Origin of the sequence: Ensifer aridi, assembly GCF_002078505.1 — a bacterium.
Classification (GTDB): domain Bacteria; phylum Pseudomonadota; class Alphaproteobacteria; order Rhizobiales; family Rhizobiaceae; genus Sinorhizobium; species Sinorhizobium aridi.
Genome location: NZ_LUAV01000016.1, coordinates 410,266 through 423,542 on the forward strand (window position 1 = coordinate 410,266; position 13,277 = coordinate 423,542).

Annotated in this window: 10 protein-coding genes; 2 read left to right on the top strand and 8 right to left on the bottom strand. The window is 64.8% G+C overall.

Features of this window, described 5'->3' with window-relative positions; genetic code table 11:
• Window positions 1-91: 91 nt before the first annotated feature.
• Window positions 92-2,269: a malate synthase G gene (locus AYK65_RS17105; RefSeq protein WP_081159077.1), complete on the top strand. Its 2,178-nt coding sequence runs from the start codon at window positions 92-94 to the stop codon at window positions 2,267-2,269.
• Window positions 2,270-2,351: 82 nt separating this feature from the next.
• On the opposite strand, the gene AYK65_RS17110 is transcribed toward AYK65_RS17105, so the two are convergent.
• The gene (locus tag AYK65_RS17110; RefSeq protein ID WP_081159079.1) at window positions 2,352-3,026 is read right to left on the bottom strand and encodes a L,D-transpeptidase; all 675 of its coding nucleotides are present in this window, start codon (window positions 3,024-3,026) and stop codon (window positions 2,352-2,354) included.
• A gap of 196 nt (window positions 3,027-3,222) precedes the next feature.
• On the opposite strand from AYK65_RS17110, the gene AYK65_RS17115 reads away from it, so the two are divergent.
• Window positions 3,223-3,747: an MmcB family DNA repair protein gene (locus AYK65_RS17115; protein WP_026615230.1), complete on the top strand. Its 525-nt coding sequence runs from the start codon at window positions 3,223-3,225 to the stop codon at window positions 3,745-3,747.
• Window positions 3,748-3,750: 3 nt separating this feature from the next.
• Here AYK65_RS17115 and actR read toward each other — a convergent pair whose 3' ends face one another.
• The 7 genes from actR to lhpI form a co-directional block, all read right to left on the bottom strand.
• Window positions 3,751-4,335 (bottom strand): global response regulator transcription factor ActR, encoded by a 585-nt coding sequence (gene actR / locus AYK65_RS17120; RefSeq protein ID WP_026619427.1) that lies wholly within the window; start codon window positions 4,333-4,335, stop codon window positions 3,751-3,753.
• A gap of 109 nt (window positions 4,336-4,444) precedes the next feature.
• Window positions 4,445-5,746: an ActS/PrrB/RegB family redox-sensitive histidine kinase gene (locus AYK65_RS17125; protein WP_081159097.1), complete on the bottom strand. Its 1,302-nt coding sequence runs from the start codon at window positions 5,744-5,746 to the stop codon at window positions 4,445-4,447.
• A gap of 107 nt (window positions 5,747-5,853) precedes the next feature.
• Entirely contained in the window at window positions 5,854-8,313 is a 2,460-nt protein-coding gene (gene hrpB / locus AYK65_RS17130; protein WP_081159080.1) for an ATP-dependent helicase HrpB, read from the bottom strand.
• Window positions 8,313-8,993 (bottom strand): ATP-binding cassette domain-containing protein, encoded by a 681-nt coding sequence (locus tag AYK65_RS17135; RefSeq protein WP_046120642.1) that lies wholly within the window; start codon window positions 8,991-8,993, stop codon window positions 8,313-8,315. Before AYK65_RS17135 ends, hrpB begins: the two co-directional genes overlap by 1 nt.
• A complete protein-coding gene (locus tag AYK65_RS17140; protein WP_081159082.1) occupies window positions 8,994-10,724 on the bottom strand; it encodes an ABC transporter permease in 1,731 nt (576 codons plus the stop codon).
• Complete coding sequence (locus AYK65_RS17145; protein WP_081159084.1) at window positions 10,708-11,934, bottom strand: ABC transporter substrate-binding protein; 1,227 nt, start codon at window positions 11,932-11,934, stop codon at window positions 10,708-10,710. Before AYK65_RS17145 ends, AYK65_RS17140 begins: the two co-directional genes overlap by 17 nt.
• Window positions 11,935-12,055: 121 nt before the next feature.
• Window positions 12,056-13,003: a bifunctional Delta(1)-pyrroline-2-carboxylate/Delta(1)-piperideine-2-carboxylate reductase gene (gene lhpI / locus AYK65_RS17150; protein WP_046120645.1), complete on the bottom strand. Its 948-nt coding sequence runs from the start codon at window positions 13,001-13,003 to the stop codon at window positions 12,056-12,058.
• Window positions 13,004-13,277: the final 274 nt, after the last annotated feature.

Sequence of the window (13,277 nt, forward strand, 5' to 3'; positions counted from 1 at the left end):
TCCGCGCGCGTGAGCGGGCGCCGCGCTTTTCCATGTGCATCCCGCTCCTACCTATTGGAATATGGAACAGAGAGATTTCAGGAGCTGCCGCATGGACCGCATTGAGAAGCATGGTTTGAAGATCGATGCGGGGCTCCACCGCTTTCTGGTCGAAGAGGCAATGCCGGGCACCGGCGTCGATCCGGAGCGGTTCTTTTCCTCTTTCACCGAAATCGTCCACGATCTCGCGCCGAAGAACCGGGCTCTCCTTGCCAAGCGCGATGAGTTGCAGGCGAAGCTTGATGCCTGGTACCGCGAGCACGGCGCGCCGGTCGACATGGAAGCCTATGAAGCCTTCCTGTGGGAGATCGGCTATCTCCTGCCCGAGGGGCCTGCCTTTTCTGTCTCGACCACAAATGTCGACCCCGAGATCGCGACGATCGCCGGGCCGCAGCTCGTCGTGCCGGTCATGAACGCGCGCTATGCGCTCAATGCCGCCAATGCGCGCTGGGGCTCGCTTTATGATGCGCTCTACGGCACCGACGCGATTGCCGAAACGGACGGCGCCGAGCGCGGCAAGGGCTACAACCCGGTGCGCGGCGGCAAGGTCATTGCCTGGGCACGCGATTTCCTGGATGCGAGCGCGCCGCTTGCGGCCGGTCACTGGAGCGATGCGAAGTCCTTTGCGATCGACGGCAGGGCGCTCACCGTCACGCTTGCCGACGGTGCCAGGACCGCTCTCGTCGATCCGGCTCAGTTCGCCGGCTATGCCGGCGATGCCGCAGCACCGACCGAGATCGTGCTCAGCAGGAACGGCCTTCACATCGTCATCGTCCTCGACGCGACGACGCCGATCGGCAAAGCCGATGCGGCGGGCATTTCCGACATCATCCTCGAATCGGCGATCACCACGATCATGGATTGCGAGGATTCGGTCGCCGCCGTCGATGCCGAGGACAAGGTCGTCGTCTATCGCAACTGGCTGGGGCTCATGAAGGGCGATCTCGAGGAAGAGGTGACGAAGGGCGGCCGGACCTTCACCCGCAAGCTCAATGCCGACCGCGACTATACGGCGCCGGGCGGCGCGACGCTGACGCTTCCCGGGCGCTCGCTGATGCTGGTGCGCAATGTCGGGCACCTGATGACCAATCCGGCAATAATCCTCGACCGCGACGGCCGCGAGGTTCCGGAAGGCATCATGGATGCCATGGTGACGGCGCTGATCGCCCTTCACGACATCGGTCCCAATGGCCGCCGGGCAAATTCGCGCGCAGGCTCCATGTACGTTGTCAAGCCAAAGATGCATGGCCCGGAAGAGGTCGCCTTCGCCTGCGAGATTTTTTCGCGCGTCGAGGCCGCACTTGGGCTTCCGGAAAACACCATGAAAATGGGCATCATGGACGAGGAGCGGCGCACGACCGTCAACCTCAAGGAATGCATCCGCGCCGCCCGTGAACGCGTCGTCTTCATCAATACCGGCTTCCTCGACCGGACCGGCGACGAGATACACACCTCGATGGAAGCCGGTCCGATGATCCGCAAGGGCGACATGAAGCAGGCTGCCTGGATCGGCGCCTACGAGAACTGGAACGTCGATATCGGCCTCGAATGCGGGCTTTCCGGCCACGCCCAGATCGGCAAGGGCATGTGGGCGATGCCTGACCTGATGGCGGCAATGCTGGAGCAGAAGATCGCCCATCCGAAGTCCGGCGCGAACACCGCCTGGGTTCCCTCGCCGACGGCCGCGACCCTCCACGCCACGCACTACCACCGTGTCGACGTCGCCGAGGTTCAGGCGAGCCTGAAGAGCAGGGGTCGCGCCAAGCTCGCCGATATCCTTTCCGTACCGGTCGTGCCGCTGCCGAACTGGACGGAGGAGGAGATCCAGCGCGAGCTCGACAACAATGCTCAAGGGATTCTCGGCTACGTCGTGCGCTGGATCGACCAGGGCGTCGGCTGCTCGAAGGTGCCAGACATCAACGACGTCGGTCTTATGGAGGACCGCGCAACGCTGCGCATCTCCTCGCAGCATATGGCGAACTGGCTCTACCACGGCATCGTCAGCGAAGCGCAGATCGTCGAGACGATGAAAAAGATGGCCGCCGTCGTCGACCGGCAGAATGCCGGCGACCCAAGTTACCAGCCGATGCCCGGGGATTTCGACGAATCGATCGCTTTCCAGGCCGCCCTCGACCTCGTGCTCAAGGGCCGCGAACAGCCGAACGGCTATACCGAACCGGTGCTGCATCGCCGGCGTCTGGAGCTCAAGGCGAAGCAACGGTCGGCGTGAGGGCAACTCGCCCGGCATGCGCCAACGACAAAGGGCCGCCTGGCATCGACCGGGCGGCCCTTTTTTCCTGTATGCTGCGGCGCTACTGCTGGACGACGACGCGTGCGTTGCGGCCCGGGCGGACCCGCGAATAAAGGTCGATGATGTCCTGATTCATGAGCCGGATGCAGCCGGACGAGGCGGCGGTGCCGATCGAAGCCCATTCTGGCGTGCCGTGCAGACGGAAGAGCGTGTCCCTGCCGTCCTTGTTGAAGAGATAGAGCGCGCGCGCGCCGAGCGGATTGCTGATGCCGGGGCCCATGCCTTCTTCGACGTACTTGGCGACTTCCGGCTTGCGCTCGGCCATTTCCTTTGGCGGATGCCAGGTCGGCCATTCCTGCTTCCAGGCGACATAGGCCTCGCCTTCCCAGGCGAAACCGGCCTTGCCGACGCCGATGCCGTAGCGAACAGCCTTGCCGCCCGGCAGCACGTAGTAGAGGAAGCGATTCGGGGTGTTGACGACGATGGTGCCTGGCCGTTCCTTGGTCTCGTAATCGACGATCTGGCGATGGAAGCGCTGGTCGAGACGGTTGATCGGAATGGCGGGCAGCGGGTAGCCGTGGTCCTCGATGGCGCCGTAATTGCCGGAGAAGATCTGATTCGTCGCCACCTTTACGCCCTCGGGAGCAGAGCCGGCCGTGGTGGTGGTTTGCGAGCAGCCGGCGAGGGCAATGGTGGCCGCCAGGCTGCACAGAAGGAGAGCGTTGCGGAAGCGCATGAGTGTCTCGTAAAAGAAAGTCAGGAGAATACGGAGGAGGGATGTCCGGCCGTCAGCGAGACCAGCTTATTTTCGATTGCACGACGCCGCGCAAGGGATCGCGGCGCCGCAATGCGGCAGAAAAGTGCAAATTCCGTGACGATTGCTTTTTTGCAACAAAGCCGCTGACGAACGCGGAACAGACCGAGATCAGGCGATGGCGATTCTATCGATCCATGACGACAATCCGCTTGTCGACGGGCGTCAGTCCGAACGGGCGCTGAAGGTGCGCCGCGGCGTGCAGCGGCTGCTCGCCGAGCTGCGCCACGCCGTGCTGCCGGAGCTGACGCTAGCAAGCGGCAGACGGGCGGATCTCATCTCCCTGTCGGCGAAGGGCGAGATCTGGATCGTCGAGATCAAGACCTCGATCGAAGACTTTCGCGTCGACCGCAAATGGCCGGAATACCGGCTCCATTGCGATCGCCTTTTCTTCGCGACCCATGCGGAGGTGCCGCTCGACATTTTTCCGGAAGAATGCGGGCTGATGCTTTCCGACGGCTACGAGGCGCATATGTTGCGCGATGCGCCGGAACACCGCCTCGCCCCGGCAACGCGAAAATCGGTCACGCAAGCCTTTGCGCGGATCGCCGCGCAGCGGTTGATGCTCGCGGAGTGGGCCGCGGAGCGCAACGGCGAGCTCGGCAATTCGATTCGCGACATTCTGGGCGGGAGCCGAGATTAGCGATTACTTCGGCGCCCGCTTCGCCAGAATGCGCTGCAGTGTTCTGCGATGCATGTTGAGGCGCCGCGCTGTCTCCGAGACGTTGCGGTCGCACATCTCGTAAACGCGCTGGATGTGTTCCCAGCGGACGCGATCGGCCGACATCGGATTCTCCGGCGGCTCCACCCGTTCGCCCTGGCGCTGGACCAGCGCCGCGAAGATGTCGTCGGCATCCGCCGGCTTTGCGAGATAGTCGAGAGCGCCGAGCTTCACCGCGTTGACAGCGGTGGCGATATTGCCGTAGCCGGTCAGCACGATCATCCGCGTGTCGTCGCGGCGCCCGCGGATCGCCTCGATCACGTCCAGGCCGCTGCCGTCGCCAAGCCTGAGATCGATGACTGCGTGCTTCGGCGGGCGGGTCTTGGCCTTGGCGATCCCCTCCGCGACAGATTCGGCGATGTCGACCGCAAAACCGCGCGCCTCCATCGCCCGTGCCAGGCGGCGCAGGAACGGCCCGTCGTCATCGACAATCAGCAGGGTTCTGTCAGGTCCGATCAGGTCGGCATCCGCGGTGTGGGTACTTGATGCAGCCGTCGATTTTTCGATCATTTTTTCTCAAATCCCTGTGCGAAAACGGGCCCGCGGCAGAAACCCGGGCCTGTTCTCGGCAAACACGATGTGGGCTTTCTCACGCCCCTCTTCAATAAGCTGCCAAATGTCATTTCGCCAGTTTCGCATCCATCAGCGCGCGCGGCCATTCGACGCTGACCCGGGCGCCGGGACGATCCGGGCCGCCGTTCTCGAAGCGCAGCCGCGCGCCGGAGCGCTCGAGCAGCGTCTTGGCGATGAAGAGACCGAGACCGAGGCCTCCGGCACTGTCGTCCTTCTGTCGCCGCGTGACGTAGGGCTCGCCGATTCTCGCGAGAATGTCAGGCGAGAAACCGTCTCCATCGTCCTCGATCGTCACCCGCACCCGCTCAGCGGTATGTTCCGTCGTGACCGTCACTTTCCTGCGCGCGTAATCCACCGCGTTCTCGAGCAGGTTGCCGAGGCCGTAGAGGATTCCGGCATTGCGGATGCCGACCGGCTCGGACGAGCGGTCGCCTTTCTCCTTGAGCTCGATCTCGATCCCGAATTCGCGATGCGGCGCCATCACCTCCTCGATCAGCGACGAGAGCGGCAGGAGCCGCATATGCTCCTCGCTTTCGGACGAGAGCGTCGTCAGCCGCTTCAGGATGTCGCGACAGCGCTCACTCTGGCTGCGCAACAGATGGACGTCCTCGCCGAAGCGCGGATCGTCGCCGAGCTCCCGCTCCATCTCCTTGGCGACGACGCTGATCGTCGCAAGCGGCGTGCCGAGTTCGTGGGCGGCGGCCGCCGCGAGCCCGTCTAGCTGCGACAGATGTTTCTCGCGCTGCAGCACGAGTTCCGTCGCGGTCAGCGCCTCCGAGAGTTCGCTCGCCTCGAGCGAGACCCTGTAGGTGTAGAAGGCGGCAAAGGCGGTCATCGAGACGATCGCGAACCAGATGCCCGCCGTCAGCACCCGCGGGATCAAGAGAACGGTGCCCGGGTACCAGGGCAGCGGGAAGGGCGAGAAGGCGAGGACGGTGACGCCGATGACGGCGAAGCCCGCAAGCACGATGCTGTGCGGCTTCGGCTGCGACGCCGAGGAGATGATGACCGGCACGCAGAGCAGCGGCGCGAAAGGATTGGAGAGGCCCCCGGTGATGAAGAGCAGTGCCGTTAGTTGCGCCAGATCGAGGCCGAGCAGCACGAAGGCCGCAGGTGGCGTCAGCCGTTGCGTCGCCGGATAGCGAATCGTGAGAAAGACGTTCAAGAGCGCCAGGCTCGCAATCAGCGCCGAACAGGACACGAGCGGTAGCGGGAACTGCAGCCAAAGCGCTGTGATGATGACGGCGAGCGACTGGCCGCCGACCGCCAGCCAGCGCAGGCGAACGAGCGTCTGCAGCCTCAGGCTGCGATTGCTGTTGAGCTCGTTGTAGAATGTCGCCGTTGCCATGCCGTCTTCCGTTCCGCGAAGCGTCCGAATGTGGGCGCCCATTGCATTTCACCGGACTCTAATCCGTTCCCGGCATTTATAAAGTGCCGCATTCATCCCCATCCGGATTAGGTCCCCCGCGGTTTCGCCCGTGTCGTCGGAATCGCGTTGGCCGGGTCTTCCGGCCAGGGATGCTTCGGGTAGCGCCCGCGCATGTCGGCCCTCACATCCTTCCATGAGCCCGCCCAGAACCCCGGGAGGTCGCGGGTGGTCTGGATCGGCCGATGGCCGGGCGAAATCAGCTCCAGCAGCAGCGGCAGGCGACCGTCGCCGATCGCCGGATGCGTCTTCAGACCGAAGAGTTCCTGCACGCGGATCGACAAGAGCGGCTCGTCGCCATCGTAATGGATCGGATGGCGCTGTCCCGTCGGCGCTTCGAAATGCGTCGGCGCGAGCTTCGCGAGATCGCGCTGGAGGTCGTAAGGAACGAGCGACAGGAGGCCCTCGGCAAGATCGCGGCCCTTGATACCGTCGATACCGCCCGCATCTTGCTGAAAGGGAACGAACCATTCGTCGAGCCGGGATATCAGCGCCGCATCCGACATGTCGGGCCAAGGCTCGCCGATCGATCGATGCAGGAAGCCGATGCGGTCGCGTAGCTGTTCGACGTCCTTCGGGAGTGGTATTGCAGCGAGCCCCAATTGCCGGACGCCCTCGGCGAGCGCCCGCGCCGCCGCCTCGCCGCTCGGACGCGGCAGCGGTTTTTCCTCGAAGACGATCGCTCCGAGCCGCGTCACCCGGCGGGCGCGCACCTGCCGGCTCGCCCGGTCGAAAAAGCTCTGCTCTTCGGTGACGATCGCTCCGGGCATATGCGCCTCAACGTCGGCCCGGGTGATCTCGGCCGCTGCCAGCACCCGCTGCGCCCCGGCCCGGCCCGTGAGGTCGGCAATGACCAGCATCTCCGCCGCCGCAAGCTGCTCGGTCTCCGGCACCTCGGCGCCGCGTCCGTTCGCCATGACGAAGCGGCCGCGCCCGCCGCGCTGCAGCGCAATGCGGTCGGGAAAGGCGTGCATCAGCAGTTGGCCGGGCAGTGCGCGCTCGCCATTGGTCTGCGACGCGCCGAGGTCCGCGACCATGCGTCTCGCAAGACCGCGCGCCGCTTCCGCCCTCTCGCCCCGGTCGCTCCGGAATCGGCGCAGCCGCTCCTCGATATCGATATTGTTGCCGCCGAGGCCCTGTTCGGTGAGCATCACCGCGATGAGGCAGGCTTCCTGTGCCTGGCTCTCCTCGGCCGCCGAAACCGCCATCGCGGCAAGCCGCACGGGCAGGGCCAGATCGCGGACCTGGCGACCCCTCGGCGTCAGCGCGCCATTGGCGTCGAGCGCACCGAGCTCGACGAGCAGGCTGCGGGCCTCGCGCAAGGTCGTTTCCGGCGGCGGATCGAGGAATTTCAGCGACGATGGATCGGTCACACCCCAGTGGGCAAGATCGAGCAGCAGGCCGGAAAGGTCGCTGGCAAGAATCTGCGGCGGCGTGAAGGCGGGAAGCGCCGCCGTTTGTCCGGAATGCCAGAGGCGGATCGCGATGCCCGGCTCTGTTCTTCCCGCACGGCCGGCGCGTTGGTCGGCCGAGGCCTTCGAGACGCGCACGGTCTCGAGCCGCGTGATCCCGGTCGAGGCCTCGAACACCGGCAGCCGCTGCAGACCGCTATCGACGACAATCCGTACACCATCGATGGTGATCGAGGTTTCGGCGATCGACGTCGCAAGCACGATCTTGCGCATGCCTCTCGGCGCCGGCCGGATCGCGGCATCCTGCTCCTTCTGGCTCAGATTGCCGTAGAGCGGCACGATCGTGGTCGCCTCGCCGAAGCGCCCGGCGAGGCGTTCGGCCGTGCGGGCGATCTCGGCCTGCCCGGGCAGGAAGGCGAGGATCGAGCCCTCTTCGGATCGGTGCGCCTCGGCGATCGTCCGGACCATCGCCTCCTCGACGCTTTCGCCCGTATTTCTGTTCTCGTAGCGAATGTCGATCGGAAAGCTCCGGCCTTCGCTCTTGAGAATTGGCGCATCGCCGATGAGCTTGGCGACGCGATCCACATCGAGCGTCGCCGACATGACGATGAGCTTCAGATCGTCGCGCAGCGCCGACCGCACGTCGAGCGCCAGCGCCAGGCCGAAATCGGCCTCGAGCGAGCGCTCGTGGAACTCATCGAAGAGAACGGCTGAAACGCCGGAAAGCTCGGGATCGTCGAGGATCATCCGGGCAAAGACGCCCTCGGTCACCACCTCGATTCGGGTCTTCGCCGAAACCCGATTGTCGAGCCGCATTCGGTAGCCGACGGTTTCGCCCAGCTTCTCGCCGAGGAGCTCGGCCATGCGTCCGGCCGCGGCGCGTGCGGCGAGCCGACGCGGTTCGAGCAGAATGATCTTGCCGTCGCCACGCCACGATTGGTCGAGCAGGAAAAGCGGCACCAGCGTCGTCTTGCCGGCCCCGGGCGGGGCGGAAAGCACGACGGATCCGGAGGCTTTGAGCGCCTCGGCGAGCTGAGGCAGGATCTCGCGCACCGGCAGGGAGGGAAGCGTCCGCATCAGGCCTTCTCCTCGATGCCGATCTCGATCACCCGGCCGCCGGCGGCTTGAGCATCGGCGCCGTCATGGGTTACGAGAATGGTCGGCAATCCGGCCGCCTTCGCCTTGGAGAAGACCAGTTCGCGCATCTGGCGCCTGAGCGGCGCATCGAGCTTCGAGAAGGGCTCGTCGAGCAGCAGAAACTCAGGTGCAGATACGAGCACTCTTTGCAGCGCCACGCGCGCCTTCTGGCCGCCGGAGAGCGTATCCGGATCGCGGTCGAAGAAACCGCCAAGCCCTACCTCCTTGAGCGCTGCTTCTGCCAGCGCGCGGCGCGCCTTGCCCCCCTTGACGGCCGGCGGGATGGCGAAGGCGACATTGCCGCCGACGGAAAGATGCGGAAAGAGCAGCGGGTCCTGGAACAGGATGCCCGCATGGCGCTGGTTGGCGGGGGTGTCCGTGAGGTCCTTGGTCCCGATCAACAGCCGCCCGCTCACCTCGAAGGCTCGGTCAAGAAAACCGCCCGCGAAGGCAAGCAGCGTCGATTTGCCGGAGCCGGACGGGCCCATGATTGTCAGCACCTCCCCCGGCATCACCTTCGCCGAGACGGCAAGCAGCGTGCGGCTACCCAGGCGGATCGTCACGTCCGACAGCGTCAAAGGTCTGGTCTTGGTCGATATTGACCCGGTGATTTCCTGCATTCACGTCCTCATTGCCCGCCGGTTGCGGAATAGCAACTGCGGTCCGAGCGATGCAACGAGAAATGCCAGGAAGGGCAGGAACGCCTGGAGGAGAGCATAGACGCCGATCACCCGGCGATCGCCGCCCGAGGCGAGCGCCACCGCTTCCGTCGTGATCGTCGTCAGCCGCCCGCCGCCGATGAGGAGCGTCGGCAGGTACAGGCTGACTGAAACCGAAAAACCGACGGCGAGCGCGGTGAGGCAGGCGCGAAAGAGCAGCGGCAAGCGGACCGTCAGCAGGATTTCGAGCGCGGACTTGCCGAAGCCGGCGGCGATCGTTTCGAAGCGTGGATCGAGCTCGCGCCAAGGAGCCGAGAGCGACAGGAGGACGTAAGGGAGCACGAACAGAAAGTGGATGGCGAACACGCTCGGAAAAGCCGGTGTGAAGCCCGCCGAAACGATCAGGATCTGCAGGCCGAAGACGAAGCTGATCTCCGGCACCAGCAGCGGCAGATAGAGCAAGCGATAGTGGCCGGGTGTCCTGTCTCCGCCCGCGGTGCCGTTGCGGTAAAGCAGCAGGATCGTTGAGAGGAGCGCCAGGGATGCCGCCGAGAGCGCAAGCGCTATCGTGGTGCCAAGTGGTGCCCAGAGTCGAGGAAGCGTACGCAACCAGGTTTCCGGCGTGAGCTGCCCGGGCAGCGCGTCCGGAAATGGCCAGAGGCCGGCAACCGACCAGATCGCGAGAAGGCCGAGCCCGACGAAGATGACGGCCGCGCAGGCGGTCATGGCGAGGGCGGAGGCGACGCGAACTGCGCCGTCCCTCGCAAGGCGTCGCCCCGAATGGGTCAGGCGGGCCAAAGCGATCTTTCCGAGCCTTTCGAGCGCGATCCATACCGCCATTGCGGCGAGAACGACCGCAAGCTGTAAGAGGGCACCTGCGGATGCGAGAAATCGCTGATCGGGATCATGATACGCCGCCCACTGGGCGATGCGCACGGGCAATGTTGGCGGCAGTTGCGGCCCGAGGATCATCGCAACATCGACGACGGAGACCGAATAGACGAGCACGGCGAAGACCGGCAGACGGATCTGCCGGTAGAGTGCCGGCCAGAGACTGACTGCAAAGCCGGAGATGCGCCCATAGCCGAGCGCCGCCGTCAGTTGACCAGCTCTTGAGACGGCAAGCTGCGGCAGGGCGGCAAGCGTCACCAGAAAGAGGAAGGGAACTTCCTTGGTGACGAGGCCGGCGATCATCGAGAGCGCGTAAGGATCGTTCGGAACAAGCCAATCGGGGGGCCGCGTGAAACCGGTGAGCTCGGGCGAGATGAGCCGCATCAGGAAGCCCGATGGCGCGACGAGGAAGGCTAACGCGAAGGCCGCCGCCGCATGCGGAACGGCAAGGAGCGGCGACACCAGATGCTGGATGCGGGTAAAGACCGAAGTGCCGGCAAAGCCTGCCACGAAGCCGCCGACGATCGCCAGGGCGGCAAAGGTGGTGATCAGGCCTGCGAAGAAACCGGTGAGCGCAGAGCGAAGAATGTGCGGCTGTTGCGCCAGCTCGGTAAGGTGAGCAAGCTTGAGGTGAAGGCCGCCGAGCGCAGGCAGGTAGCCGAAGGCCGGCAGGATTACCCCGGCGACGCCTGCAAAGACCGGCAGCCCGAGGATGAGGACGAGGAACGCGTTTGCGCTGAGACGACGCTTTCCGGGCTTTCGGGACGCTTCGCGCCGCGCTCGCTTAATTGCCTGCGCCATAGCGCCGGGTCCATTCCGCTTCGATCCGCGTCATCCAGTCGGGGTGCGGCTCATCGAGCATAGGTCCGAGCTCGTCCGGCCCGAGTGTCGCAACGCCCAGATCCAGGCGCCCGAATGCGGCTCGATCGGCGGCCGGAAGTTTTGCGAGAGACAGCACCGTCGGATCGCCCCAGACCTTCGGGTCCTGCTTTCGTAGCTGCGCCTCGGGTGAGAGCAGGAAATCGGCAAGGAGAAGCGCGCCGGCCTTCGCCGTCGCATTATAGGGGATGGCGACGAAGTGGGTGTTGCCGAGCGTACCGCCGGAAAAGACGAAGGAACGCACCGTGTCCGGCAGCTCGCCATTGGCGATTGCGGAGGAGGCTTCCGCCGGGTTGAAAGCGAAGATGATGTCGAGCTCGCCGTCGGCAAGCTTCTGCTTCATGTCGGGATAGTTCTGCGGATAGGCCTTGCCCTTGCGCCAAAGGAACGGCGTGAGCTTGTCGAGATAGGCGAAAAGCGGTGCGACATCCGCCTGGAACGTGGCGTCGTCGACGGGGTGCTGCAGCTTGGCTTTATTGTGGATGAGCTCTGTCAGCACCTGCTTCAGGAAGGAAGAGCCGGTGAAATCCGGCGGCTGCGGATAGGAAAATCGCCCCGGATTTGCCTCGGCCCATTTCAGGAGCTCCGCCGCCGATCGCGGCAGCTCGCCTGCCTTCGTGCGGCCCGTGTCGTAGAAGAACACGAGTTTCGCGCCGCCCCAGGGACTCTCCAGCCCATCGGTCGGAATGGTGAAATCCTTGAGCACCGTCGGCTTGTTCTCGTGATCGACATAGCGCCAGCTCGGCAATTTCGTCGCCCAGCCGGGGCCGTAAAGCAGCGCCTCGCGCTTCATCGCCGCAAAGTTCTCGCCGTTGATCCAGACGAGATCGACGGAGCCGCCCTCGTCCTTTCCCGCCGATTTTTCCGCTAGTACGGTTGCGATCGCTTTCGCGGTGTCGTCGAGCTTCACGTGGACGACGGAAACACCGTAGCGGCTCTTCAACTCGTCTCCGGCCCAGCGGATATAGGCGTTGATGTTTTCCGACCCGCCCCAGGCATTGAAGTAGACGGTCTGGCCCTTCGCCTCGGCAACGACCGCATCCCAATTGCCGATGTCGGCCGCGGCGGCTTTCCCGGCAAGGCCGAGCGCCAGCATTGCCGCTCCGATGATGCGTCCGACTCCCCTGACCATGATTTTTGCTCCCTCCGCCCTGTTTGCTGGCCGAGGGTACGGCAAGGCCATGCGGCGTCAATCCAGGTCCCCGGCGGCAACCGTCACGATTCGGTGAACCGCCGCCGGGCGGGCGCAAAACCTATACCTTGCCCCGCTTCGCCTCGAATGCGAGCACCGCGCCGGCCAGATCCTCGAGCGCCGCGCCCACAGATTTGAACAGCGTGATTTCGTCGGGAGCGGTGCGTCCGGGATGTTCGCCGCGGGCGAGCGCGAAGAGATCGGCGCGGATCGCGGCTTCCGTGATGAGCCCGGCCTTGAGCGGCTGGACGATGTCGCCGCCCTCCTTGAGCGCGCCCTCGCGCGTATCGACGAAGATGCTGGCACGGGTGGCGGCACGGTCGTCCGATTCGCGCATGGTCGGCTTGAAGGCGCCGATGAGGTCGAGATGCGCTCCGGGCTTCAGCCAGTCGCCGCGGATCAGCGGCTCGGAAGAAAGCGTCGCACAGGAAATGATGTCCGCCTCCCTCGCCGCCGCCTCGAGATCGGTCGCCACCGACACCGAGATGTTCCCGAGGTCGAGCTCCTCTGCCGTTGCCTCCGCCTTCTTCGGATCGCGCCCCCAGACTGCCACCTTGCGGATCGGGCGGACGGATGCATGAGCCTCGATGACGTTGGCCGACAGCCGTCCCGTTCCGACCATCAGCATCGAGCTTGCATCCTGCCGCGCAAGATAGCGGGCGGCGAGCGCGGAAGCCGCCGCCGTCCTGCGGGCGGTGAGCTCTCCGCCATCGAGGATCGCCAGCAATTCGCCGGTCTTGCCGGAGGAAAGCAGATAGCTGCCGTGGATCGCCGGCAGGCCGCGCGTCTGGTTGCCCGGGAAAACCGAGACCATCTTGACGCCCATATAGGCGCCCGGTCGCCAGGCGGGCATCAGGAGCAGCGTCGCATCGGCCTCGCCCGGAACTTCGACATCGTGATGGTGCCGTACCGGCATGACGCAGCCCTTGGCGAACAGGTCTTCAAGCGCGGTGACAAGTCCGCCCCAGGGCAGGGCTGCGCGCGTCTCGGCCGCATCGAGTACAAGCATTGTCGAGTTCTCCCCCTGATAAAGACTGGGACAGACTATCAGTCCCCGGCCTGGGTGGAGAAGCGCCTTCTACCGGCGAAGAAATTCGCGCCAGCGGGGCCCTTGAAAGGCAGATTTTGTTAACCATATACCGCAGCATCCCGACGAAGGCCGGAACGCTACGACGACTGCCGTTTTTGGTGGCAATTTTGCGTGGCTTTTCGCTCTGTCTGGATTTTCCTCTGGAAACAGTCACTTACGATTTTCTGTCATTTTTTTGAAAATCGTTGTTGAC

Excerpts from the sequence above, each read along its gene's own strand:
- lhpI (WP_046120645.1), bottom strand. The coding sequence starts at position 13,003 with ATGCTTGTACTCGATGCGGCCGAGACGCGCGCAGCCCTGCCCTGGGGC.
- AYK65_RS17110 (WP_081159079.1), bottom strand. The coding sequence starts at position 3,026 with ATGCGCTTCCGCAACGCTCTCCTTCTGTGCAGCCTGGCGGCCACCATT.
- AYK65_RS17140 (WP_081159082.1), bottom strand. The coding sequence starts at position 10,724 with ATGGCGCAGGCAATTAAGCGAGCGCGGCGCGAAGCGTCCCGAAAGCCC.
- AYK65_RS17135 (WP_046120642.1), bottom strand. The coding sequence starts at position 8,993 with ATGCAGGAAATCACCGGGTCAATATCGACCAAGACCAGACCTTTGACG.
- actR (WP_026619427.1), bottom strand. The coding sequence starts at position 4,335 with ATGATCGAAAAATCGACGGCTGCATCAAGTACCCACACCGCGGATGCC.
- AYK65_RS17125 (WP_081159097.1), bottom strand. The coding sequence starts at position 5,746 with ATGGCAACGGCGACATTCTACAACGAGCTCAACAGCAATCGCAGCCTG.
- AYK65_RS17145 (WP_081159084.1), bottom strand. The coding sequence starts at position 11,934 with ATGGTCAGGGGAGTCGGACGCATCATCGGAGCGGCAATGCTGGCGCTC.
- AYK65_RS17115 (WP_026615230.1), top strand. The coding sequence starts at position 3,223 with ATGGCGATTCTATCGATCCATGACGACAATCCGCTTGTCGACGGGCGT.
- AYK65_RS17105 (WP_081159077.1), top strand. The coding sequence starts at position 92 with ATGGACCGCATTGAGAAGCATGGTTTGAAGATCGATGCGGGGCTCCAC.
- hrpB (WP_081159080.1), bottom strand. The coding sequence starts at position 8,313 with ATGCGGACGCTTCCCTCCCTGCCGGTGCGCGAGATCCTGCCTCAGCTC.